This window comes from Planomonospora sp. ID82291 (assembly GCF_015711645.1).
Classification (GTDB): Bacteria; Actinomycetota; Actinomycetes; order Streptosporangiales; family Streptosporangiaceae; genus Planomonospora.
In genome coordinates this window covers 2,125,461-2,149,152 of record NZ_JABTEX010000001.1, presented here as the reverse complement: position 1 = coordinate 2,149,152, position 23,692 = coordinate 2,125,461, and the positions used below count along the sequence as shown (strand labels likewise).

Annotated in this window: 19 protein-coding genes and 1 pseudogene; 14 read left to right on the top strand and 6 right to left on the bottom strand. The window is 74.6% G+C overall.

Translation table 11 applies throughout. The annotated features are described in order from the left end of the window. Window positions 1-22 precede the first annotated feature (22 nt). The 5 genes from HS045_RS09620 to HS045_RS09600 all read left to right on the top strand — a co-directional run bounded on the left by HS045_RS09620 (window position 23) and on the right by HS045_RS09600 (window position 7,938). Window positions 23-1,969 carry a hypothetical protein gene (locus tag HS045_RS09620; RefSeq protein ID WP_196450734.1) on the top strand — a complete coding sequence of 649 codons (1,947 nt, stop codon included), beginning with the start codon at window positions 23-25 and terminating at the stop codon, window positions 1,967-1,969. Then, the gene (locus tag HS045_RS09615) at window positions 1,966-3,855 is read left to right on the top strand and encodes a hypothetical protein (RefSeq protein WP_196450733.1); all 1,890 of its coding nucleotides are present in this window, start codon (window positions 1,966-1,968) and stop codon (window positions 3,853-3,855) included. The genes HS045_RS09620 and HS045_RS09615 overlap by 4 nt, the downstream gene beginning before the upstream one ends. A 44-nt stretch (window positions 3,856-3,899) precedes the next feature. Beyond that, window positions 3,900-4,892: a MinD/ParA family protein gene (locus tag HS045_RS09610; protein WP_196450732.1), complete on the top strand. Its 993-nt coding sequence runs from the start codon at window positions 3,900-3,902 to the stop codon at window positions 4,890-4,892. Further along, window positions 4,892-5,647 (top strand): hypothetical protein, encoded by a 756-nt coding sequence (locus HS045_RS09605; protein ID WP_196450731.1) that lies wholly within the window; start codon window positions 4,892-4,894, stop codon window positions 5,645-5,647. The genes HS045_RS09610 and HS045_RS09605 overlap by 1 nt, the downstream gene beginning before the upstream one ends. Window positions 5,648-7,161: 1,514 nt before the next feature. Further along, window positions 7,162-7,938 (top strand): glycoside hydrolase family 16 protein, encoded by a 777-nt coding sequence (locus HS045_RS09600; RefSeq protein ID WP_196450730.1) that lies wholly within the window; start codon window positions 7,162-7,164, stop codon window positions 7,936-7,938. Window positions 7,939-8,033: 95 nt separating this feature from the next. Here HS045_RS09600 and HS045_RS09595 read toward each other — a convergent pair whose 3' ends face one another. Further along, a complete protein-coding gene (locus HS045_RS09595) occupies window positions 8,034-8,483 on the bottom strand; it encodes a GNAT family N-acetyltransferase (RefSeq protein WP_307827437.1) in 450 nt (149 codons plus the stop codon). Window positions 8,484-8,739: 256 nt separating this feature from the next. Here HS045_RS09595 and HS045_RS09590 point away from each other — a divergent pair, with 256 nt between their 5' ends. Then, window positions 8,740-10,152 carry an LCP family protein gene (locus HS045_RS09590; RefSeq protein ID WP_196450728.1) on the top strand — a complete coding sequence of 471 codons (1,413 nt, stop codon included), beginning with the start codon at window positions 8,740-8,742 and terminating at the stop codon, window positions 10,150-10,152. A 165-nt stretch (window positions 10,153-10,317) separates the two neighbouring features. Here the strand turns inward: HS045_RS09590 and HS045_RS09585 are convergent, their stop codons facing one another. Then, window positions 10,318-10,686, bottom strand: a complete 369-nt coding sequence (locus tag HS045_RS09585; protein WP_196450727.1) for a metalloregulator ArsR/SmtB family transcription factor — start codon at window positions 10,684-10,686, stop codon at window positions 10,318-10,320. Window positions 10,687-10,859: 173 nt separating this feature from the next. On the opposite strand from HS045_RS09585, the gene HS045_RS09580 reads away from it, so the two are divergent. The 6 genes from HS045_RS09580 to HS045_RS09545 all read left to right on the top strand — a co-directional run bounded on the left by HS045_RS09580 (window position 10,860) and on the right by HS045_RS09545 (window position 18,445). After that, complete coding sequence (locus HS045_RS09580) at window positions 10,860-11,825, top strand: 3-oxoacyl-ACP synthase III family protein (protein WP_196450726.1); 966 nt, start codon at window positions 10,860-10,862, stop codon at window positions 11,823-11,825. After that, a complete protein-coding gene (locus HS045_RS09575; RefSeq protein ID WP_196450725.1) occupies window positions 11,825-12,556 on the top strand; it encodes a glycosyltransferase family 2 protein in 732 nt (243 codons plus the stop codon). The genes HS045_RS09580 and HS045_RS09575 overlap by 1 nt, the downstream gene beginning before the upstream one ends. A gap of 68 nt (window positions 12,557-12,624) precedes the next feature. Beyond that, window positions 12,625-13,872 carry a cytochrome P450 gene (locus HS045_RS34330; RefSeq protein ID WP_307827464.1) on the top strand — a complete coding sequence of 416 codons (1,248 nt, stop codon included), beginning with the start codon at window positions 12,625-12,627 and terminating at the stop codon, window positions 13,870-13,872. Between the two features lie 91 nt (window positions 13,873-13,963). Then, window positions 13,964-15,448, top strand: coding sequence for a class I adenylate-forming enzyme family protein (locus tag HS045_RS09560; protein ID WP_196450724.1), 1,485 nt, complete (start codon window positions 13,964-13,966; stop codon window positions 15,446-15,448). Further along, a complete protein-coding gene (locus tag HS045_RS34325; protein WP_307827436.1) occupies window positions 15,445-16,572 on the top strand; it encodes an NAD-dependent epimerase/dehydratase family protein in 1,128 nt (375 codons plus the stop codon). Before HS045_RS09560 ends, HS045_RS34325 begins: the two co-directional genes overlap by 4 nt. A 274-nt stretch (window positions 16,573-16,846) precedes the next feature. Continuing rightward, window positions 16,847-18,445, top strand: coding sequence for an LCP family protein (locus tag HS045_RS09545; RefSeq protein WP_196450723.1), 1,599 nt, complete (start codon window positions 16,847-16,849; stop codon window positions 18,443-18,445). Window positions 18,446-18,473: 28 nt separating this feature from the next. On the opposite strand, the gene HS045_RS09540 is transcribed toward HS045_RS09545, so the two are convergent. Then, window positions 18,474-18,977 carry a DUF2867 domain-containing protein gene (locus HS045_RS09540; RefSeq protein ID WP_196450722.1) on the bottom strand — a complete coding sequence of 168 codons (504 nt, stop codon included), beginning with the start codon at window positions 18,975-18,977 and terminating at the stop codon, window positions 18,474-18,476. 256 nt (window positions 18,978-19,233) lie between these two features. On the opposite strand from HS045_RS09540, the gene HS045_RS09535 reads away from it, so the two are divergent. Continuing rightward, window positions 19,234-20,199 carry an ATP-binding protein gene (locus HS045_RS09535; protein WP_196450721.1) on the top strand — a complete coding sequence of 322 codons (966 nt, stop codon included), beginning with the start codon at window positions 19,234-19,236 and terminating at the stop codon, window positions 20,197-20,199. 64 nt (window positions 20,200-20,263) lie between these two features. Further along, window positions 20,264-20,651, top strand: a pseudogene (locus HS045_RS09530) (SCO5389 family protein). A 224-nt stretch (window positions 20,652-20,875) separates the two neighbouring features. Here HS045_RS09530 and HS045_RS09525 read toward each other — a convergent pair. Genes HS045_RS09525 through HS045_RS09515 form a run of 3 tightly spaced genes read right to left on the bottom strand, consistent with a single transcriptional unit; the run spans window position 20,876 to window position 23,630 of the window. Then, entirely contained in the window at window positions 20,876-21,922 is a 1,047-nt protein-coding gene (locus HS045_RS09525; protein WP_196451134.1) for an LLM class flavin-dependent oxidoreductase, read from the bottom strand. A 44-nt stretch (window positions 21,923-21,966) separates the two neighbouring features. Beyond that, a complete protein-coding gene (locus HS045_RS09520; protein WP_196450720.1) occupies window positions 21,967-22,635 on the bottom strand; it encodes a ribonuclease HII in 669 nt (222 codons plus the stop codon). Between the two features lie 59 nt (window positions 22,636-22,694). Then, window positions 22,695-23,630, bottom strand: a complete 936-nt coding sequence (locus HS045_RS09515) for a LysR family transcriptional regulator (RefSeq protein ID WP_196450719.1) — start codon at window positions 23,628-23,630, stop codon at window positions 22,695-22,697. Between the last annotated feature and the right edge of the window lie 62 nt (window positions 23,631-23,692).

Sequence of the window (23,692 nt, the reverse complement as noted above, 5' to 3'; positions counted from 1 at the left end):
CACCGGAAGAAGAGGAACATCCATGACGACACCATCACGTAAGCCCTCGCGCGCGACGGTGGTCACTGCGAGCATCGCGATCGGGGTCTTCGCGGCCGGCACCGGGCTCGGGGCCGCCGTCTCCGCGCTCTCCCCGCCCGCCGAGGCCGAAGAGGTGCGGCTCAGCACGGGCACCTACCTCCTCGACGCGCGGACGGGCACGTGGGCGGCCCTGTCCCCGGAGCAGGGGGAAGCGCCGGTCGCGGCCGGGGACCCGGGCACGGCGACCGCCACCGACACCCGGGTCTGCCTCGCCCTCACCCCGGACGGCCGGGTGGTCAACGGCGGCGGGGAGGGCTGCACCACCCTCTCCTCGGTCGGCATCGCCCTCGCCGCCGCACAACGACCCGGCAACCCCAGCAGCGATCCGGCTCCGCCCGAGAAGCCCGCCGACCCGCCGAAGTCGTCCGAGTCGAAGCCCCGTGACTCGGGCTCCAGCGGCACCTCCGGTGGCAACTCCGGTTCCCAGCAGACGGCCCCGCGGCGGCAGAACGTCGCCCCACCCGCGCAGAACGCGCCGCAGAACCGGTCGGGCAACTCCGACCCCGCCCCCGCGCCGAAGCCGACGAAGCAGATCAGCAACAACCTGGGGGAGGGCAGCAGGATCGTGCAGCCTCCGGCCAGCAAGCAGGCCGTCGAGGTGCCCGCGAAGGAACCGTCCGGCCGCACCTTCCCCTCCCCTCGCGGCACCATGAACCCCCACGGCAACGGCGCGCCCGCGGACGACCGCCGGTCCACCCCGCCGGACGGCACGAACGGCCGTACGGACGACCGCCGGTCCACCCCGCCGGACGGCCGTACGGGCGACCGTACGAAGAAGCCGAGGAGCACACCGGCGGAGAACCGGAGGTCCGCGGACAAGCCTGCGGAGACGGGGAAGGCCACGCACCCGGCGGAACAGCCCACCCGGACCGCGAATCCCGAGCCGCCCGCGGAGAAGGGCGAGAACGCACCGCCCTCCGTCAGGACGCTCAAGCCCGCACGGCCCTCCCGGGGAGCCCAGTCCCCGCCGGACCGCAGGAACACCGAGAACTCACCGGATCGCAGGAACACCGGGACCTCACCCGCGCCACAGCACACGCAGACGGCCGCGCCCGAGGACGGCAGGGAGAACCCGGAGAACCAGGCACCCGTTCCAGGAGAGACCCGGGCCCCGTCCGCCCAGGCCCCGGGCGGGTCCGGGAACCCTGACACCCAGGCCCCGGACGGGTCCGGGAACCGTGACGGGGACGCACCGCCCCCCGCCGGGCAGAACTCTCCGGACGTCGGCGTCTCGCTTCCGGTCTTCCGGGACCCCGAGCTCCTCCGGCGCGCGCAGGAGGCCCTCGGACTGGACCGGAACATGCGGTACACCGACGCCAACGGCGTGTGGGATCTCAACATCGCTCCGCCGGGCACTCCTCCCTGCCGGAACTACTCGGCCGCCGAACTGGCGGAACTGCGCTCCTCCCAGGGCCGTACGGCCCTTCCCGAGAACGCCGTCCCCCGCGACTCGTGCCGGTGGCCCGCCTTCCTCCGCTGGCTCTTCGCCGACCCGGCCCCCGGCGAGGTCAGCAACTGGACCAAGTTCACCGGCCTCTCCGAGCAGAGTCTGGAACTCGTGGTGACGGACCCGCCCCCCGCGCAGTCCGGCATCCCGCAGACCGACCGGAACGGTCAGACCGGCCAGAACGAACAGAGCGAACAGACCGGCCAGAACGAACAGGGCGACCAGACCGACCCGTTCCTTCAGCCCGCACAGCCCGAGGGACGGTCCGGTGGGCAGGAGCAGCCCGCCCCGTCCGGGCAGTCCGATCCCGGAGGCCTCGATTCCGTACCGCCCGCCCAGCCCGGCTACGGCGACCCCGGCGGTTACGGCGACTCCGGCGGTTACGGCGATCCGGGCTACGGCCAGCCCGCCCCGGACCCGGCCGGGTACGCAGGCCCGTGAACTCATCCACCGGAACCGGGAACACCGTGCTCGGCCCCGGCCAGTGGAGGGCATGGGTGAACGAGCACGGCGCGCACCTGCTGGACTACGCCGCCTACCACCTCGGTCCGGACAAGGCGACGGCGGCGGTGGCCGCCGCCGTCGCCGCGTGCGGCGCGCGGTCCGCCCCGGGGAACGTCTCGGTCCGGGCCCGGATGCTGGCCGTCCTGCGGCGGGACTGCTTCACCCGGCCCGGCCACCGCGACGGATACGTGCCGGGCACCGGGCCGGGCATGCCGGGCGCCCCGGTGATCGAGCAGGGGTGGGGGCTCGCCGATCCGCTGGGCACCGAGACGCTGCGGCTGATGTTCCGCCACGAGCTGACCTCCGAGGACCTCGCGCACGTGCTGGCCCTCCCGGTGGAGGAGGTCGACAGGCTGGCGACCAGGACCCAGGACATCATCGAGACGCTCGTGAGCGCACTGGACGGCCTCGCCCACGGACGGCCGACCTGCCCCGAACTCCGCGTGCTGGCCGCTTCCGCGTTCCCCGGCCGCCCTCCGGAGCGGTCCGATGGATCAGGCGGGCCCGGCGGGTCCGGTGATCATGGTGGTCCTGCCGGCCCTGATGGGGCCGGCGCGTCCGGTGGAGCGGGCGCGTCCGGTCACGCGCGGGAGGAACTGCTGGCGCACATCGTCAGGTGCCCGTCCTGCTCGCGGCCGATCAACATCCGCTACACGGTCCCGCAGATGATCTCCCATCCGCCGCTCCCGCCGCTCACCCCCGAGGCCGGGACCCGCATCCTGAACGCCCTGTCCGCGGCCTCCGTCCCGTCCGCGGCCTCCGTCCCGTCCGCGGCCACGGACCCGCCACCCGCGGACCCGCCGCCCGCGAACGCACCGCGTACGGGCCCCCCATACAGGGACCCGTCACGCACGGACCCGTCGGGCGCGGACCCGTCACGCGCGGACCCGTCGGGCACGGGCCTGCCCGCACCGCGTCGCGGGACCGCGCCGTACACGAAGCCGTACCCGGCGCGATCCGGAAAACCGTCCCCGGCACGGACCACGCCGCCGTACCCGGCACGGTCCGGAAAACCGTCCCCGGCACGGACCACGCCGCCGCAGTCGTCCGCGGAGGTCCCTCCGCAGAGGGAAAGGACCGTTCCCCTCGCCGCCCCGGTGTCCCCCCCGGCGCCCGCGCCCCCGGCGGGCCGGGAGCACGACACCCCGCTCTACGACGCGTTGCTCTCCCAGATCGCCTCCCGCACCGGGCGCGCGAACCTCGACGTCCCTCTCTCCATCCCCTCCTCCACCGGTCCCCCCGGTACGGCCCGCGACCCCGAGCACCCCCATGACGGGATGAGGGTGCGCTTCGCCGAGGCGCTCACGTGGGCGGGGGACAGGTTCCGGACGACGACATTGAAGATCATCGTCATCGTCGTCGCCGGCACCGCGGGGACCCTGACGGGGATGAACCTCCTGGGCCCCGCCGGAGGGGAGCGCCCGACCGGGGCCCTGCCCTCCTCCGGGCCCCGGGCCGCCACGACCGTCGCGCCGTCTCCGCCGCCCGCGGCCTTCCCCGAGGAGAGCACGCTCACCGCCGCGGCGGGCACGCTCGCCGCCCGGGTGCCCCTGCCCGTCGAGGTGACGCTGGACGAGTACGGCAGGGGCCGTATGACCCTGACCGTCACCTCGGGCGACCCGCTGACCTGGCGCGCCGCCGCTCCCGGACTGGTGGTGAGCCCGTCCAGCGGGACCCTGGAGCGGGGGGACACGAGCGTGATCACCCTGCGCGCCCTGCGGGTGCGCCACTGGTGCGGCCCCGCCCCCTTCGTCACCGTTCCGCTGACCCTCCACGGACCCGACGACTCGATCTCCACGACGGTGCGCTGGCGCACCTGCTGACGGCCCCCGCGCCGGCACCGTTCCGCATGAAAGGACTCCCGACGATGACCGAGACCTCCCCCCAGATCCACTCCACCCCGCCCACCCCGTCCGACGCGCAGCTGGAGTCGGTCCCGCTCACCGCGGAGCACCTGCTCACCAACCGGCGGTCCGAGCCCTCCGGCGGCTGGCGGCGGCTCGTCTGGCTGCTCTCCGGAAAGAAGATCATCCCTTCCGAGTCCGCGGCGGAGATCGAGCGGCGCACGCTGATCGCCCAGGCCCAGACACCCGTCGCGCGGGGGCACCATCGGATCGCGGTCATGAGTCTCAAGGGCGGGGTCGGCAAGACCACGACGACCGCGGCCCTGGGCAACACCCTCGCCTCCCTGCGGGGCGACCGGGTGATCGCCATCGACGCCAACCCCGACCGGGGCACGCTCGGCCTCAAGGTCAAGTCGGAGACCGCCGCGACCATCCGCACCCTGCTCGCCGAGGCGCCGCACATCCTCCGCTACGCGGACGCCCGCGCCTTCACCTCGCAGTCCCCGGCACGGCTGGAGATCCTCGCCTCCGACACCGACCCGGCCGTCAGCGAGGCGTTCAACGCCGAGGACTACCGTACGGTCGCCGGGTTGATCGAGCGCTACTACTCGATCTGCATCACCGACTGCGGGACCGGCCTGCTGCACGGGGCCATGGGCGCGACCCTGGACCTCGCCGACCAGATCGTGCTGGTCAGCCTGGTCGCGGTGGACGGGGCCAACTCGGCCGCCGCCACCCTGGACTGGCTCAACGCCCACGGCCACGCCGACCTGGCGCGCAACGCCATCGTGGTGCTGAACGCGGTGGAGCCGAAGACCGACGTGGACCTGGACCTGCTGGAACGCCACTTCGCCACCCGGTGCCGCACCGTGATCCGCATTCCGTACGACCCCCACCTCAAGGAGGGCGCGGAGGTGGACCTGGCCCGCCTGCGACCCACCACCCGGGGCGCCTACCTGCGGCTGGCCGCGGCGGCGGGCCAGGCGTTCAGCCTGCACCCCGACCGGAGCCACTAGTGCCGCCGGCCGTCGAGGACTCCGTGCTCGACGTCGACCTCGGTCCGCCGGGACGCGCCTCCCGGCGGAGGGTCATCGTGGTCCTGGCGGTCGTCGGGCTGATCGTGGCGGCTGCCGCGGGGTGGCGTCTCCTGCGCTCCGGTACGGCTCCGCCGCCCGCCGCCGCCTCGCCGTCCGCCACCGCCCCGGCCACGGTCACCTTCGCCTCGCCCTCCGCCTACCAGGGCGACGCCGGTTACCCCGTCGGGTTCCCCCGTACCGAGCTGGGCGCGGCCTCGGCGGCGGCGGCCGCGTTGGAGACCGCCTGGACGCTGGACTCCGCCCAGGCCGAGCAGGCCGCGGTCCTGTACGCCCCGCCGGAGCAGCAGGACGACGCCCGCAAGGCCGCCGCGGCCACCGTCCGCGGCTGGCGGGAGACCATCGGCCTCCCCGCGGACGGGAAGCTGCCCGAAGGGGCGGCCCTGCGGACGGAGACGATCGCCGTGCAGTGGCACAGGCGGGCGCAGGACCAGGTTCAGGTCTCCCTCCTGGTGCGGGTGACCGCCACCAAGGGCACCGAGGACGACGGACCGGCGTACTCCAGCCCCGTCGCCATGAGCGTGCTCATGGTCTGGCATCCCACCGTCCGCTCCGGGGCGGGGGACTGGGTCAACACGCCCGACCCGCTGCCCACGGTCGTGCCCCAGGTCTCCCTTCCCGGTACCCCCGAGTTCACCGCGGCCGGCTGGAAAGCCGTCGCCGGTCCCACCCCGTGATCGCGCACCCGCCCGGTCCGGACCCGCCGCGTCCGGCCCGGACCGGATCCGCCCCGGCCGGTCCCGCCTCGCGACCGGCCCGATCCCGTGACCGATCCGCCTCATGTCGTGACAGATCGAGGAAGAGCCCTCATGCCCCCACGTAGCTCCCCCCGGCGCCGCGCCCTCATCTCCGGACTCCTCCTCGCGGGAGTGTCCGCGACGGCCGGCGCCCTCATCGCCCAGCCCTGGGTCGCCGCGGCGGCCCCCGGACCGGCGTCGGCCGCCCAGGACGATCCGCTGCCGATCCCGGTGGACCCGGAACCTCCGGCGGAGCCGGAGCCGGCGTCCGAGCCCGAGAACAGGCCCGAACCGGAGTCGGCGCCCGAGAAGGAGCCCGAGCCCGAACCCGAGAACAAGCCCACTCCCGAGAACAGGCCCGAACCGGAGTCGGAGCCCGCTCCCGAGAACAAGCCCGAACCCGAGTCCGAGTCCGCTCCCGAGGAGCGGTCCGAGCGGGAGCCGTCGCCGAAGGGCGCGGACGATCCGGCGCCCGTCCCCCCCGCCGACGCGCCCTCGACGCCGCCGGCCTCGACACGCGGTCCCGGCACCGACCGGGCCGGGAACGCGCCGGAGAAGCGGAGGAACGCCCCCTCCCGGGACACGGCCCGGAGCCGGGCCGATGACACCCCGCCCCCGGCGAAACCGTCCGATCCCGCGCGCGCAGCGCGTTCTCAGCGCACCGCGCCCACCGAGAACGCCCCCCGGAAGCCGGACGAGGAGCCGAGCAGGCCGCCGGGCGGCACGCAGCAGAACCCGGACGGCGAACCGGACGGGAAGCCCGACAGGGAACCGCAGCAGAACCCGGACGAGAGTCCGCGACAGAACCCGGACAGGGAACCGCAGAAGGGGACGGACGAGGGTCCGCGACAGAACCCGGGAAAGGAGCCGCAGAAGGGGACGGCCAATCCCGTACCGGATGCGAACCCCGTACCGGACGCGACCGCCGCGAAGCCCTCGCCCGGTCCGTCCGGCACGCGGCGGCCCACCCCGGGCACCGGCTCCTCGGCGAGACCGCGGACGCCCGCTCCGCGACCCACCGCCCCGCGGCCCGCTCCGGATCCGGCCCCTTCGAGGAGAGTCCTCCCCCCCTCGCCGACGACCGCCGCCGAGGTCCCGCCGGAGAGCGCGTCTCCGGCCCGGTCCCCGCTGTCGTACACATCCGGACCACCGGCGGCACCGGACGTCATGCCGCTTGCCCTGCCGTCGTCCCAGGAGCTCTGTCCGCCCTCCGGCACCGCCGCGACCTGCTGGAATCTCGCTCCCTGGCACGGCCGTACCACCGATTCTCCTGACAGCTCACCTGCGGCGGAGCATGATGGGCAGCAGACGTCGGCGACGCCTCGATGGGTCTTCGCACTCCCCGCGGCCTCGACGGCGGACCCGTCTGCCAAGGGCCGTTCGGCCCCCGCTCAGGTTGGTTGCTGGGCCTTCAGCCCACCCACGCTCTGCGCCAGATTCCAGGAGAGCAATCCATGATCCTCCGTTCCCGCGCCAGGACAGCCGTTCTCAGCATGGTGACGATGCTGGCCCTGGGCACCGCCCTCGGCACCGCGCCCGCCGAGGCCTCGTCCGCCTGCCCCGCCTCCCCCGACGGTTCCAGCGCCGCCAAGGCCCGCGGCTGGGGGGCGCCGGTGTGGTGCGCCGAGTTCGAGGACGAGTACCTGGACTCGTCCGACTGGGTCTTCTACGACACCCCCGGGCACGCGGGCAAGGGCCGCCGCACGTCCAAGGAGCTCTACCTGGGCAACGGCGCGCTCTACCTGCACGGCCTGGCGGACGGGACCACGGCGGGGCTCGGCGCCCGCCACGCCCAGTCGTACGGCCGCTGGGAGACCCGTATCCGCCTGTACCGGGGTGCGGGCGCCTACCGGCCGATGGCCCTGCTCTGGCCGAACGGCGGGGGCGGAGGCGAGTACAGCGCCACCCGCGAGGAGATCGACTTCATGGGGGTCTACAACGACCCGAACCGGCAGCGGGCGGACTTCTTCCTGGAGACCCCCAAGGGCGGGCACGAGCTGGGATACGCCGACGTGGACATGACCGGCTGGCACACCTACGCCGTGGAGAACAGCCCGGCCGGGGTCGTCGGCTACCTCGACGGGCGCGAGTGGTTCCGCTCGACCCACTCCACCCGCAGCCCCATGTCGCTCTGCCTGCAGCTCGACTGGTTCCCCGGCGAGGGCGGCAACGGGGAGGCGTGGATGGAGGTCGACTGGGTCCGCATCTACCCGATGAGGACCGGCGACTGACGACCGTACCGGGCGGACGGACCGGCGAAGGCCGGCGGGCCGCGAAGGCGAACGGGCGCGTCACCCGGTCGGCCCCTCCGCGGAGGGGCCGGCCGTCAGAGCCGCATCTCCAGGAGCCGGCCCGGCCACTCGCCCACGGTGAACGGCTCTGCGCTGGTGAAGCCCTGGCTCTCGTAGTACCTCACCAGGCGCCCGTCGTCACCGGCGTAGCAGTCCACCCGGACCAGCGCGATCCCCTGCTCGGCCGCCTCGGCACGGGCCCGCTCCAGCAGCGCCGCGCCGACGCCCCGGCCGGGGAAGCGCCGGTCGACGACCAGGCAGCGGACGTAGACCTCGGGTTCGGGAGCGGGCGTGATGTACGGCAGCGCCGGTCCGAGGACGAGGCAGCCGGCCGGCTCGCCGTCGAGCTCGGCGATGCGCATCCCGCCGCTCTCCGCCCATTCGCCCACCCGCGCCACGCGGGCGGGATCGGTGGAGAACGGCTCGCTGCCCCACTGCCCGGTACGGCCCTGCGCCGTCAGCCACGCCACCGCGCTGTCGAACATCCCCAGAACGGCCCGAACGTCATCAGGGCCACCATCTCGGATAACCATCGGCGGATGGTAACAGGAGCCGTGTTCCGCCATCACGCCACGTCAGCGGGGCGCACGGAGTTTCACCGAACTCCGCGGAGCGCTCAGTAGACTCGGCGGCAGCCGGAGCACGGCTCCCCTGCCAGGGCGGACGCCCCTGGCCCGTCCCCTTCCGGAGTCACGTCAGGGACCGGCCCGCGGGCCGGTCCCTCCAGGCTGGAGACAACTGGTGAGCAGTGGATCGACCGACGCGCCTCCGAGGCCCGCGGACCTGGTGAGGCCCCGGCGGCGGCGCCGGTGGATATGGTGGCTGGCGGCGGCGGTGACGACCGTCACGGTCGGGGTGAGCGCGACGGTGGTCGGCGCGTACGTCAGACTGTCCGGGAACGTCCGGCACGTCGAGGTCGGCACGGAGGATCTCGGGCCGCGCCCGGTGAGGGCCGCGACCAAGGCGGTGAACGTCCTGATCGTCGGTTCCGACCAGCGCGACGGCAGGAACGCGAAGTACGGACGCCTCCCCGGCGAGCGGACCGACACGATCATGCTCGCGCACGTCTCGCCGAGGCGTGACAACGCGGTGGTCGTCAGCTTCCCGCGCGACTCGATGGTCCCGCTCCCCGCCTGCCGGGCCCGGCACGGGCTGCCCGGCCAGTACCCCCATGTGGGGATGATCAACGAGTCGTTCAACTACGGCGGCATCGCCTGCACCTGGAAGACGATCGAGACGCTCACCGGCATCCGCATCGACCACTTCGTGAAGGTCGACTTCACCGGGTTCAAGGACATGGTGGACGCGGTCGGCGGGGTCGAGGTCTGCCTGCCCGCGCCGGTCAACGACACCAAGGCCCTGCTCACCCTCGACGCCGGACGGCAGACGCTCCGGGGCGAGCAGGCCCTCGGCTACGTCCGCGCCCGCTACAGCCTGGGCGACGGCTCCGACATCGGGCGCATCCAGCGGCAGCAGATGTTCGTCGCCTCGATGCTGAAGAAGGTGATGAGCGGCGAGACGCTCACCGACCCCGCCCGGCTCTTCGGCTTCCTGGACGCGGCCACCCGGTCGGTCACCACCGATCCCGGTCTCACCCCCGCCGTCATGAAGGACCTCGCGCTCAGCGCCAGGGGGCTGGCCGCGGGGCGGATCCGCTTCGTCACAACGCCGTGGCGCTACTCGCTCGTCCACCCGGGAAAGGTGGAGTGGGTCGAGCCGCTGAGCACGAAGCTGTTCCGCACCGTCGCGCACGACCGGCCGCTCACCGGGTCGGGGATCAGGGGAGGGCAGGCCACGGTGCCGCGCTCGCAGATCACCGTCGAGGTGCGCAACGGGACCTGGCGCTCCGGGCTGGGCACACTCGTCGCGGCCCGGCTGGAGGAGCGGGGCTACCACGTCTCCAGGATCGGCGACACGGCGCGCAAGCCGCGGCCCCGGACCACGGTCGTCTACTCGCCGCGGGGCGCGACGAGGGCGCCGGTCCTCAGCCGCGACCTGCTGACCTCCGCCGGACGGCTCGTCCCCGCCGGGACGACCGGCAGGCTGGTCCTCGTGATCGGCGACGACTGGCGGGGGGTCAGGGAACCGCACCCGAACGACACCGACGGCATCAAGGGATTCGACGCCACCCACGACTCCTGCGCGGGCGCCTGACGGGTGCCTGACGGGCTCCGTCTCCCGCCGCCCGTGTTCCCGATCTCCACCCCGCGCATTCCCGATCTCCACCCCGCGCTTCCGCCCGCCGCCCGCCGCCCGCGTTCCCGGCCTCCGGCGGGCGGGTCCGCCGCTCCCGCGGGGCCCGATGCCCCGGAAGCGCGGTCAGCCGTGCCGCAGGTGCTCGCGGCTGAGGTCGAGGAGCATGCGCACGTGGGCGTCGGCGAGACGGTAGTAGATCATCCGGCCGGACCGGCGGCTGGCCACGATGCCCGCGGTGCGCAGCAGCCGGAGGGCATGGGAGACGGCCGTGTCGCTGACCTCGACCGTCTCGGTGAGATCGCAGACGCACAGCTCGCCGGCCTCCAGGAGCGCGTAGAGGAGCTGGGCCCGGGTCGGGTCGCCGAGCAGCCGGAACAGCTCGGCCAGCCGTACGGCCTCCTCCGCGGTGACCAGGCGGTCCCGGGTCGCCGCCACCTTCGCCTCGTCCGGCTCCACCGTCGTGCACGCGTCCAGACCGGCGACGACTTCCATGGATGAACTCCTGAACAGTTGCTCAAATGATAATGAGTATCGTATCAACGTCTGCCCCGAGAACGGCGGCGGACACCCCGACCGGCTTCCTCCCTCCTCCTGACTAGGAGAAATGCCATTTCGGGTTATACATTGCGCAGGCACTGGGAGACCTGACCGGATGAGGGGGCGCGATGAAGGCCCGTATCACGGGCGTCGCGACGTATCTGCCCGAACGGACGCTGACCAGCTCGGACGTGGAGCGCCGGATCGAGGGATACGCCCCCCGCCGGGGGATCGTCGAGCGCATGACGGGGATCCGGCGGCGGCACGTGGCCCGCGACGACCAGCAGGCGTCCGACCTGGCGGTGGAGGCCGTCCGGAGACTCCCCCGGCCCGCCTCCGACGCCGATCTCATGATCTTCGCCTCGGCCTCGCAGGACATGGTCGAGCCCGCCACCGCGCACATCGCGGCGGCCAAACTGGGCCTGTCGTGCCCGGTGTTCGACGTCAAGAACGCCTGCAACAGCCTGCTCAACGGCCTCCAGGTGGCCGAGGCGCTGATCCTGTCCGGGGCGCACCGCACGGTCCTGGTCTGCTCCGGCGAGACCCCGTCGCGGGCGATCCGGTGGCGGGTCCGGGACCGGGCGCAGTTCGCGGACTCCTTCGCCGGGTACACGCTCTCCGACAGCGGGGCGGCCGTGCTGGTCGAGGCGGACGCCGAGCGCGGCGTCTTCTACCGCGACTTCTCCGCCGACTCCGCCGCGTGGGCGGTCGGCACCCTGCCCGGCGGCGGCTCGGTCCATCCCCGCGACCCCGAGCACTCCTACTTCCAGGGCGACGGGCGGCGGCTGAAGGAGGCCTTCGAGCGCATCGGCCCGGACATCTTCCTCAACGCGCTCAAGCGGACCGGCCTGACCTGGGACGACTTCGCCGTCGTGGCGGTCCACCAGGTCGCGATGCCGTACCTGCGGTTCCTGGCCGAGGTGCTGGACATCCCCGACGACAGGCTGGTCGTCAGCCTGCCCGAGCACGGCAACTGCGCCTCGGCCACGCTCCCGCTCCAGCTCGCGCTGGGCTCCTGGGAGCCCGGCGACCGGGTGGCGCTGCTGGGCCTGGGCGGCGGGATCAGCATGGGCGTGATGCTGGCGGAGATGTGATGGACCTGTGGGTGATCGTCCCGGCGTACAACGAGGCCGCCGGCATCGAGGCGACGCTGCGCGCGCTGGCGGCGCAGGACGACCGCGACTTCACACTGCTCGTGGTGGACAACGCGAGCACCGACGGCACCGCCGAGGTCGTCCGGCGGCACGGCGTGCAGGTGGTCTCCGAACCCCGGAAGGGCACCGGCGCGGCCTCCGACACCGGCGTGCGGCACGCCGTCGCGCACGGGGCGACCCACGTCGCCCGCACCGACGCCGACTGCCTGCCGCGCGCCGACTGGGTGCGGAACATCCGCCGCGCGTTCGGCGACGGCCTGGAGATGGTCGGCGGGCGGCTCGTGCCGCGGACCGACGAGTTCCCGCTGAGGTTCTGGGAGCGGCGGCTCATCCCGTTCGTGATCGACGTGGCGGCGGCGTTCGGCCGGTTCCGGCCGGGCAACCGGGACCCGCTCCACAAGGGGCCGTACGTGATGATGCCCGGCTGCAACCTGGCGATCACCGCCGATCTCTACGAGCGCGCGGGCGGCTTCCCGCGCACCGCGATCGAGGAGGTCCACGAGGACCGCGCCCTGGTCAACCGGGTCAGGAAGGTCACCGCCGCGTACGGCTCCCGCCGCGACGTCGTCGTGCACGGCTCGGTCCGGCGGCTGCGCGCCTACGGCCTGGCCGGCACCCTGGCCTGGTACGCCGACCACCGCTACCGGCCCGACGTGGTCGACATCCGGTGAGGCGGCCGACGGAACGCCGGTGGCGGCCGGTGGAGCGCGCGGTGAGGCGGCCGTGGCGGTGGCGGCCGGTGGACCACGAGACGCGGCTCTACCTGGCCGCCCACCCGTTCGCCTACCCGCTGATGCGCCTGCTGGCCCGGTGCGGCCCGGTGGTCCGGGTGCCGGGACTGGGCGTGGTGGTCAACGACGCCTCCGTGGCGCGCGCCGTGCTGACCGACGGGCGCTTCCGCAAGGACGGCCCCGGCTCGCCGGGCGACCTGTGGACACCGGTGCTCGGGCCGTCCGTGCTGCTCAACATGGAGGGTCCGGACCACCTGGCGCTGCGCAGGAAGCTGATGCCGCTGTTCACCCCGGCCTACGTGGCCGGGCTGGTGGACGAGGTGCTGCGCGCGCCCCTCGCGGCGCTGGACGCGCGCCTGGCGCGCGGCGAGACCGTCGACCTGGTGGACGCCATGCGGGTGATGGCCGGAGCCGTCATCTGCCGGGTCATCGGGCTGGACCTCGGCTCGGGCCCCGGCTCGGACCTCGATTCGGGCCCCGGCTCCGGCTCCGACTCCGGCCCGGACCTCGACTCCGGTTCGGGCCCCGACTCCGGCTCGGGCCCGGGGTCCGCCGCGGTCGCCGAGGCGCGGGCCCGGGAGCTGTTCGCCGAGGGAGAGCGGGTCGTCTCGATGGTCTCGCTGCGCTCCCGCCGGTTGTCGGACCGGCAGGTCGCGGTCGCCCGGCGGGTCCTGGACCGGATCGGGGACATCGCCCAGGCCGCCTACGAGGCGGGGGACCCGTCCACGGTGATGGGCCGGATGCGGGAGCTCGGGCTGTCCGCGGCCGAGGCGCGGGGCGCGGCCGGGGCGTTCTTCCTGACCGGGACCGAGACCGTCGCCACCCTCGTGCCCCGCCTGGTCGCGCTGGTCTCCGACCACGGCCTCGACCGCCGCGCCGTCCTGGAGGACCTGGACCGGGTGATCGACGAGGCCATGCGGATCACCACCCCCACCCCGCTGATGCTCCGCTCGGTCGCCGAGTCCGCCCGCGTCGGCGGGGTGGCGGTACGGCCCGGCGACCGGGTGCTGATCGTCACCCACAACTGCACCCGTGCCCACGGTCCCTTCGACCCGTCCCGCCCGCACCCGCCCGAGCTGCGCCGCCTCTGGTTCGGCGCGGGCCCGCACTTCTGCATCGGTTATCCCCTGGCGCTGGCGGAGATCCGCGCGGTGGCCTCGACGGTGCTGTCCCGCGACATCCGCGTCACGGGGCGGCGCGCCGCCCGCGGGGTCCTCCTCCCCACCTACGAGCACCTGTGGATCACCGCCGCATGAACGTCCTGCGCTCTCCGCACCGTCCGAACCCGCCGGTCCGCCGTTCCGCGGACCCCGCCGGGGCCCCTACCACCCCCTGGACCGCCGCTCCATGAACGACATCGTCACCGGGATCATGGCCGCCGCCGGGCGGGAGCCGTACCGGACCGCGCTCGTCGACGGCCGCGGCCGGGAGATCGCCTACGGCGCGCTGGCCCGCCGGGTGGACGCGGTCCGGGCCGCCATGGACGGGCTGGAGCCGGGGGACGGGGTGCTGTTCGCGGTACGGCCCGGCGTGGACGCGGTGGTGACGGCGCTGGGCGCGGTGGCCGCGGGCGGGACGCTCGTACTGGCCGATCCCGGCCTGGCGCCGGGGGTGCTGGCCGCCCGGATGGCCGCCACCCGGCCCAGGTGGGTGGTCACCGAGTCGCTGCTGCACACCCTGAGCGGGCCGCTCCGACCCCTGGCCCGCCGCCGCGGCCTGCTCCTGCCCGACCTGCGCGACCCCCTCCCCGGCCATCCGGTCCGCCACCTGTACGCGGGGCCCTGGCTGCCGGGGGTGCCGCGCGGCGCGCTGCGGCTGAGCCGCCTGCCGGCGCCTCCGGACGGGCTCGGGCCGCGGCCGTCCCGGGCGGAGCAGCCCGCCGCGGTGATCTTCACGTCGGGGACCACGGCCAGTCCGCGCGGGGTGGTGCACACCCGGGGGTCGCTCGCGGCGGGACTGGAGCTGTTCCGCGGCGCGTTCCCGCTCGGGCCGGGGGACGTCGTGCACACCGACCAGCTGATGCTGGGGCTGCCCGCGCTGATGGCCGGGGCCACCTGGTCGCTGCCCGGCCGGGGGCCCCTCGCCGCGGAACTGGCGGAGCGCGGGGCCACCCACGCCTTCGCCGTCCCGGTCCGCCTGGACCGGCTGCTCCGCGAGACGCCCCGGCTGCCGAGGACGCTCCGTCACCTGCTGCTCGGATCCGCCCCCGCGCCCGCCGGAGTGCTCCGCCGGGCGGTCGGGGCGGGCCCGGAGGTGCTGTCGGTCTACGCGATGACCGAGGCGCTGCCCATCGCGATCGCCTCGGCGGAGGAGAAGCTCTCCCACACCGCGTCGGGCGCCGAGGGCGACCTGCTCGGGGCTCCCCTGCCGGGGGTGGGGACGCGCCTGGCAGGGGACGGCGAGCTGCTGGTCTCCGGGCCGCACCTGGCCGACCGCTACCTGGGCGGGGAGCCGCTGCGCGAGGTCGCCACGGGTGATCTCGTCAGGATCTCCGATGGCCGCCTGGTCCTGCTCGGCCGGAAGAAGGACATGATCCTGCGCGACGGGTTCAACATCTATCCCGGCCTCTACGAGCCCGCGATCACCGCGCTGCCCGGCGTCGCCGAGGCCGCCATCGTCGGTCTGGCCGATCCGGGGACCGGCGACGAGGAGGTCGTGCTCGCCGTCGTCCCCGCCCCGGGGTACGACGAGGCACGGCTGCGCGGAGCCCTGCCGGACCTGGTGGACGCCGGCGCCCTTCCCGACCGGATCGTCGCGCTCGACGCCTTCCCCCGCTCCGGCCGCGCCGACAAGCTCGACCGCGCCGCACTCCGCGCCTTGGTGGCCCGGTGAGGATCGCGGTGACGGGCGCGTCCGGGTTCGTCGGCGGCGCGGTGTGCCGGGCGGCCCGCGCCGAGGGCTGGGAGGTGCACGCCTTCGGCAGGCGGCCCGCGGTGGAGCCCGCCCACGTCGGCGGCGCGCCGTACCTGGCGTGGGATCTGCTCGGCGGGCACGGCCTGCGACCCGGACCGCCCGAGGTGGACGCGGTGGTGCACTGCGCGGGCGGCGTCACCGACTGGGGGCCTCCGGCGGAGATCTGGGCGGCCAACGTGGCCGGGACCCGGAGCGCGGCCGAGGCGTTCCCCCGCGCCGGGTTCGTGCACGTGAGCACGGCGAGCGTCTACGACCCGTTCCGGCCGACCGTGATGGCGCGCGAGGACGAGGCCCCGGTCGCGCGGTACGTCAACGCCTACGGCGCGTCCAAGGCCGCCGCCGAACGGGCCGCGGCGGAGGCGGCCCCGGGCCGGACGATCGTCCTGCGCCCGCACGCCGTCTACGGCCCCGGGGACACGACGCTGCTCCCCCGCGTGCTCGGCGCGGTCCGGGGCCGACGGCTGGTCGCCGTGGGCGACGGGCGGCAGCGGGTCAGTCTCACCTCGGTGGGGAACCTGGCCCGCGCCTGCCTGCTCGCGGCCCAGGCCGTACGCCGCGGTGACCACCACGACCACGGCGACCACCGCGTCCACGGCGACCACGACGACCACCGCGTCCACGGCGACCACGACGACCACCGCGTCCACGGCGACCACGACGACCACCGCGACCACGGCGACCACCGCGTCCACCGCGACCACCGCGTCCACGGCGTCCACGGCGTCCAGGGCGTCCACGGCGTCCAGGGCGTCTTCAACGTCGCCGACGCCGAGCCGGTCGTCCTGGACGACGCGCTGCGCGCGATCCTGCGGGAGCGGGGTGTCGCCGCGGAGCCGTACTACCTGCCGCTCCGGCTCGCCGAACCCGTCGCCGCCGTCGCCGAGACGGCCGCCCGGCTGCTCGGGCGGACGCGTCCACCCCGCCTGACCCGGTACGCCGTCGGCCATCTGGCCGTCGAGCGCACGCTGGACACCACCGCCGCCCGCGAGGTGCTCGGCTACCGCCCGGCGCCGACGTCGTTCGCGGGCGCCGCGGACTGGTGAGCCGGGCCGCCCGCGAAGCGGGGGGCAGGCGGCCCCGCGGACCGGGGCACCCGGAGGCGTCCGCATCCCCGGCATGACCTCGACAGGACCCCGGCGGGGCCGGTTGAGGCCCCGGCGGGGCCGGTTGAGGCCCGGCGGGGCCGGTTGAGGCCCGGCGCCTCCGGCAGAACCTCGACAGCGCCTGATTTGGATATGACCGTATACATGTCTTAATAAGCCAATATCGGGCACTAACCTGCGGCAGTCCCGGGGACGGACCGGGAATAGTGAACAGATGGCAGGTCACAGGCGTCGTCCGGGCATCGGGTCGAGTCTGGCGTTCACGCTCGGCTCGGCGGTGCTGTGGGGTCTGGCCCATCTGCGGGCGGGGCGGCGCAGGACGGGCGCCCTGCTCATGGCCTCCTCCCTGACCGTGATCACGATGACCGCGACCGCGGTCCTCACCGCCGACTCCTTCCTGCTCACCCTGGCCGTGCGGCCCGGCTGGCTGCAGGCCTTCGGGGCGGTGGCGCTGCTGCTGGCGACCGTCACCGTGGCCGTGGTCATCAGCTCCTACCGGCTCCTGCGGCCGCAGGGCCTCAGCCGGGCCGCCCGCCGCCTGTCCGCCTCCGCCGTGGGCCTGCTCTGCGTGCTGGTGATGCTCCCCGCCGCGTACGCCGCCCGGCTCGCCCACGTCTCCCAGCACGTGATGACCTCGCTGTTCGCGGCCGGCTCCACACCCGTCCCGGCCGATCCGTGGCGGGGCCGGGAGCGGCTCAATCTCCTGCTGGTCGGCGCGGACGCCGCCACCGGCCGGTACGGCGTGCGCACCGACAGCGTGACCGTGGCGAGCGTCGACACCCGCACCGGCGACACGGTCCTGCTCGGCCTGCCCCGCAACCTGGCGCACGTCCCCCTGCCGGCCGGCCCGGCCCGCGACCGCTTCCCGCGCGGTTTCACGGGCGAGCCGCCGCACACGCCGGGGATCCTCAACGAGATCTGGCAGTACGCCGAGGACCACCCCGAGACGGTCCCCGGCACCCCCGACGGGGAGCGCGGTCCCATCCTGCTGAAGAGGACGGTCGGCGACGTCCTCGGCCTGGACGTGCCCTACTACGCGATGGTCGACATGCGGGGCTTCGCCAAGATGATCGACGCGATGGGCGGTGTGCGCCTCACCGTGCCCGAGCCCATCGTGTACGGCAGGCGCAACGAGGGCCTCGTCCGGCCGGGCACCCGCGTCCTGTCCGGCGAGGAGGCGCTCTGGTACGGCCGGTCCCGCACCCACACCAGCGACTACGTCCGGATGAGCCGGCAGAAGTGCCTGCTGAACGCCGTGGCCAAGCAGGCCGACCCGGTGACGGTCATCGGCGGCTTCGAGGAGATCGCGGAGGCCGCGCTGGACACCGTCTCCACCGACGTCCCCCGGGCGCTCCTGCCCCACCTGGTCGACCTGGCCGACAAGGTGAAGGGCACCCGGATCAGGAGCCTGCAGTTCGTCCCGCCGGTGATCGACCCCGTCGTCCCCGACTACGCCCTGATCAGGCGAAAGGTCACCGCCGCGCTTCCCCCGGCCGCCACCGCCGTACCCGGACCGGCGGCGCGGCCGGCCCCCGTCCCCGCTCCCGCCCCTCCGCCCACGGCATCGGCGGCGGCACCGGCGGCACCAGCGCAGACCCGGGCACGCACACCGGCGACGTCGGCCGCACCGGAATCGGCATCGGCATCGGCGCCGGAATCGGGATCGGGATCGGCATCGGGATCGGGATCGGCATCGGCGCCGTCGGATCCCGCACCGGCTTCCGGATCGGCCCCGACGCCCACCCCGCCACCGACACCGACACCGACACCGACACCGCAGGAGACCGTCTTCCTCGACGAGACCTGCCCCTGAGCACCGGCGGCTCCGCGGGCGGCCCGCGCTACGGGCGCGCCGTCCCGGCCCGCGGCGCGACGCCCGCCCTGGCCATGCCCGCGACGACCAGATGGTGGAAGGGGCGGATGACGTTGAAGTAGACCGGCCCGGTCCAGCGGTGGTACTTCACGACGGTCACGACGTGGAAGCGGCCGGGTTCGGCCACCACCGCGACCCACGCGGTCAGGTGCGACTCCGTGGCGCCCGCCACGAAGTAGCGCTCCTCCTCGGCCTCGGCGACGGTGAAGAAGGCCAGCTTCTCCCCGGGCGTGAACGGGATGTCCTCCGGACGCGTCCCCGCGGTCGAGGGCTGCTCGTCCTGGCGCATGCCGAGCAGCCGGACGAACCCCGCCCGGACGCGGTAGAGGAGGCGGATCCAGCCCGGCTCGTAGGAGATGAAGCCGGCCAGGAACTCCCTGAGGGCGACCTCCCCCTCGACTGTCTTGACGTCCACGTGGTCCGCGTCCTCGGTGAGGGCGCGGAGCTCCGGCCATTCGACGGCGTACGGCATGGTCGCTCCCGATCGGAGAGTAGGAGGGCGGGGCGGCCGGATCCGGATTCCCGGAGGTCCCGGCCCGGCGGACCCCTCCGGGTCGCCACGGGAGACGATTCCATACGGTGCCGTATGGTCCGCATCCGGGGTGCCCCCAGGAGGGGTCATGACGCGCTCCTCTTTCCGCCAACCCGCACCGGGACCTCACCCGCCGTGGCATGATGGCCACGCACAGAGCTTGCAATGGTTTTCATAATCAGATTGGATCGTCGTCGTGAGGGTGGCATTCGTCGGCAAGGGCGGCAGCGGCAAGACGACTCTGTCGGCGCTGTTCGCGAGATACACGGCGCGTCAGGGCGGCCCGGTCGTCGCCGTCGACGCCGACATCAACCAGCACCTGGGCATGGTCCTGGGCGTGGCGGAGGGCGCGCCGCCCCGCCCGATGGGCTCCCACCTGACCGAGATCAAGGAGTGGCTGCGCGGCGACAACCCCCGCATCACCTCGGCCGCCGCCATGGTCAAGACCACCCCGCCCGGCCGCGGCTCCCGGCTGCTGAGCCTGGACCCGGCCGACGACCCGGTCCACGCCCGCTTCTCGACCGCGACGCCGGACGGCCCCCGCCTGATGGTCACCGGCCCGTTCAGCGAGGAGGACCTCGGCGTCGCCTGCTACCACTCCAAGGTCGGCGCGGTCGAGCTCTACCTCAACCACCTCGTCGACGGCCACGGCGAGCACGTCGTGGTGGACATGACCGCCGGGGCCGACTCCTTCGCCTCCGGCCTGTTCACCCGCTTCGACATGACCTTCCTGGTCGCCGAGCCGACCCGGCAGGGTGTCGGCGTCTACCGGCAGTACCGCGAGTACGCCGCCGACTACGACGTGCCCCTCGCGGTCGTCGGCAACAAGGTCCAGGGCCCCGGCGACGTCGCCTTCCTACGCGAGCACGTCGGCGACGACCTGCTCGTCTGCCTGGAGCACTCGGCCGCGGTGCGGGCCATGGAGCAGGGCCGGCCGTTCACCCTGGAGGACCTGGAGCCCGCCAACGCCGAGGCCCTCGGCGTGCTGCTCAAGCACGTCGACTCCCAGGAGAAGGACTGGGAGCGGTTCGGCCGCCAGACCGTCGAGTTCCACCTGCGCAACGCCCGGGCCTGGGCGAACCGGGCCATCGGCGAGGACCTCGCCGCCCAGGTCGACCCGGATTTCGTCTTCGGGCCCACACGAGTGTCGCTCCAGCGCTAGGTGGAGCGGCGGACGGACCCGATCTAGTGTCTGAAAGATCCCCTTCCCGAGAGGAGAACGCAGCATGTCGCTGACCGTTTCCAAGGACCTTCTCGACCAGGCCGAGGCCGGCGAGGTGGACGACGCGGCGTTCGTCGCCTGCGTCCGCGACTCCCTGCCCTACGCCTGGTCCCTGATCGACGGCCTGGTCCGGGAGCGGACGCGCACCGGCGCCGAGTTCACCGACAACACCGTCCCCCCGCCCAGCGAGGAGGCCCGCGGGCCAGCTCCTGCGCTGCCTGGCCAGCGACGCCATGCGCGGCGCCCTGGAGCGCCACTTCGGAGTGAAGCTGGCCTTCCAGAACTGCCACCGGGTCGCGGTCTTCGACCTGTCCGCCACCGCCGCCCACGCCGAGTTCACCACCGCCCGCTCCCAGATCCTCAACCAGTCCCCCGAGCTCGTCGACTGCTGAACCCCCACGGCTCCGGGCCCGCCGGGCGGTGCCCCGCGGGCCCGGAGCCGCTTCCCCCGTCCTGGCGCGCCTCCACCCGACTCCCGCGTCAGGGCGCGCGCCTCCACCCGACTCCCGCCTCCGCGCGGAGGCACCGCCCGGCCACCCGCGACACTGCGCGCCGCCGGACCCGACTCCCGCCCGCAGGACCGATCGGCCCGGACGGGCCGTGACGCGGTGACCGGTCAGCGGATCCGGGGCAGGACCTCGGCGCCGAGGCGTCTGATGTTCTCCAGGGTCCGGGCCTGCTCGCCCGCGCCCTCGACCATCAGGATGAGGTGCCGCAGGCCCGTCGCGGCGACGGTCCGCTCGATCGACGCGACGCAGTGGTCCGCCGAGCCGACCGGGTGCGTCGCGCACAGAAAGTCCACGTAGGCCGGGACGTCCCGGCGCGGCCGAGGCCGCCCGTCCACCGGCACGTATCCCGCCAGCCCCGGCTCCAGCCAGCGCGGCATGCTCTCCCTCAGCTCCCGTACGGCCTGCGCCGTCGAGTCGGCCACGTAGCCCACGGCGGCGGCGACGTGCCCGGGGTCCCGCCGTCCCGCCGCACCGCGCGCCGCCGGGCCGGGTCCCGCCGGGCCTGGTGTCGGTGCGTCCGCCCGTCCGGGGACGGCGGCGTCGTAGGACCGGATCATGGCCGCCTTCTCCTCGTCGCCGACGTGCATGCCGAGCAGCATCGGCAGTCCCCGGGCGGCGGCCAGCGCCGCGGTCCCCGGCGAGGTGCAGGCCACCACCGGCCGCAGCCGCGCCGCCGGGACCACCGGCACCCGGCGGAACCGGAAGAACTCCCCGTCGGCCGCGACCTCGCCCCGCTCCAGCGCCGCGCAGAGCAGGTCGAGCGACTCGGCGAAGCCCCGCTCGAACCGGTCCAGCCCGGTGCCGAACACCTCCAGGTCCACCCACGGCCCGCCCCGGCCCACGCCCAGCAGGAAGCGCCCGCCCGAGACCTGGTCGAGGACCGCCGCCTGCTCGGCCAGGTCGACGGGGTGCCGGGTGGACAGCACGCTCACCGCCGTCCCCACCCGGATCCGGCTCGTACGGCCCAGCGCCACCCCGGCCAGCGTCGCCGCCGACGGGCACACGCCGTACGACATGAAGTGGTGCTCGGCGATCCACGCGTCGTCGAACCCGGCCTCCTCCGCCGCGGCGACCGCCTCGACCGTGTCCCGCAGCACCTCGCCCGGCGCGCGGCCGGGGAAGCCCGCCGCCACCAGGAAGACGCCGATCCGCATCGGCCCGGCCACCCCCGCCGCCCCGGTCGCCTCCATCGCCCCGGCTACCCGAAGAGCCCGAGCTGGCCCGCGCCCGCCGCGGCGTCGCGGTGCCTTCTCAGGTGGCGCCAGCGGGGCAGCTTGTCGAGGTAGGACCAGGACAGCCGGTGGTGCTCGGTCGGGCCGTGCTCGGCGAGGGCCCGCTGGTGGACCGGGGAGGGGTAGCCGGCGTTGCTCGCGAAGCCGTACGCGTCGAGGCCGAGGGAGGCCATGTAGGCGTCGCGGCGGACCTTGGCGATCACCGAGGCGGCGGCGACGGAGACGCAGGACAGGTCGCCCTTGATCTCGCACCGGACCTGCCAGGGCGGGCCCAGGTAGTCGTGCCTGCCGTCCAGGATCACCGCCTCGGGCCGGACCGGCAGCTCGGCGAGGGCGCGGCGGGCGGCCCGGCGCAGCGCCTCGGTCATGCCCAGGACGTCGATCTCCTCGTGGGACGCCTCGCCGTACCCGATCCCGACGGCCCAGCCGGTGATCTCGGCGACCATGGCCTCGCGGCGGGCCCGGCTGAGCAGCTTGGAGTCGGTGAGCCCGGCGGGCGGCTCGGACAGGTCCGTGACCACCGCGCAGACCGCCACCGGCCCGGCCCACGCCCCCCGGCCGACCTCGTCGATCCCGGCCACCGGCTTCGACCCGCCGTCGGACAGCAGCTTCTCGAGCGCGTAGGAGGGGGGCACGTGGGGAGTCTAATGCGGCGCCGCCCGTTCGCCGGCGCGCGTACCGCTCCGGCCTCCGGTCACCTGGCCGCGGGTTCGAGGGCGGTGAGGTCGGCGGCGAGGTAGCGGGCGGCGGTGTGGACCGCCCGGAGGGTCACCGCGACGGCGGGGCGGTGCACGCTGGAGGCGCGGACGACCGCGTGCACGTCACGGCCGGCCGGGGTGCCGGGGATCTCCCGGACGGCGATGCCGCGCACGCCCGCCGCCAGGGCCAGGGCGGGCACCGCGGCGATGCCGACGCCCCGGGCGACCAGGCTGAGGATGGTGCTCAGCCCCTCGAACTCCCACGGCACCGGCCCGACCCCGCCGACCGCGGCCATCATCTGGTCGACGGCCATCCGGGAGGGCTCGCCGTCCGGGGTGGCCATCCACGGCTCGTCGCGCAGCTCCGCCAGGTCGACCGGTTCGCCGGGCGAGGCGAGGCGGTGCGTGCGCGGCACCACGAGCACCAGCGGGTCGCGCAGCAGCGGGAAGACCCGCATGGTCTCCGACTCGCGCATCCGGCCGTACCAGTCGTCCACCACGGCGATGTCGGCCGTGCCCGACTGGACCTCGCGGGCCCCCCGCCCCGCGCGGCCCTGCGCCATCCGCAGGGTGAGCGCGGTGTGCCGGCGCAGCAGCCGGGCCAGGGCGGGGGCGAAGGCGACGGCGGCGGTGGGGAAGGCCGTGACCGTGACCCGGCCCGACGGGGTGCCCGCCTGGGCGGACAGGTCGGACTCGGCGGCCTCCACCATGGCCAGGATGCGCTCGGCGTGCTCGACGAGCCGGCGGCCGGCGTCGGTCAGCTCGGCGCTGCGGGCGGTCCGGTCGATCAGCGTGGCGCCGGCCTCGCGCTCCAGGGCGGCCAGTTGCTGAGAGACCGCCGACGGGCTGTATCCGAGGGAGGCGGCGGTCGCGGCGATGCTCCCTTTCCGGGCGAATTCGCAGATCACCATCAGTCGGCGCAGATCGAGCATCGGATCTCCTTACGCCCACCCACACGAATCGAAGCTTGTCCTGATGCCTCCATCCCACCACG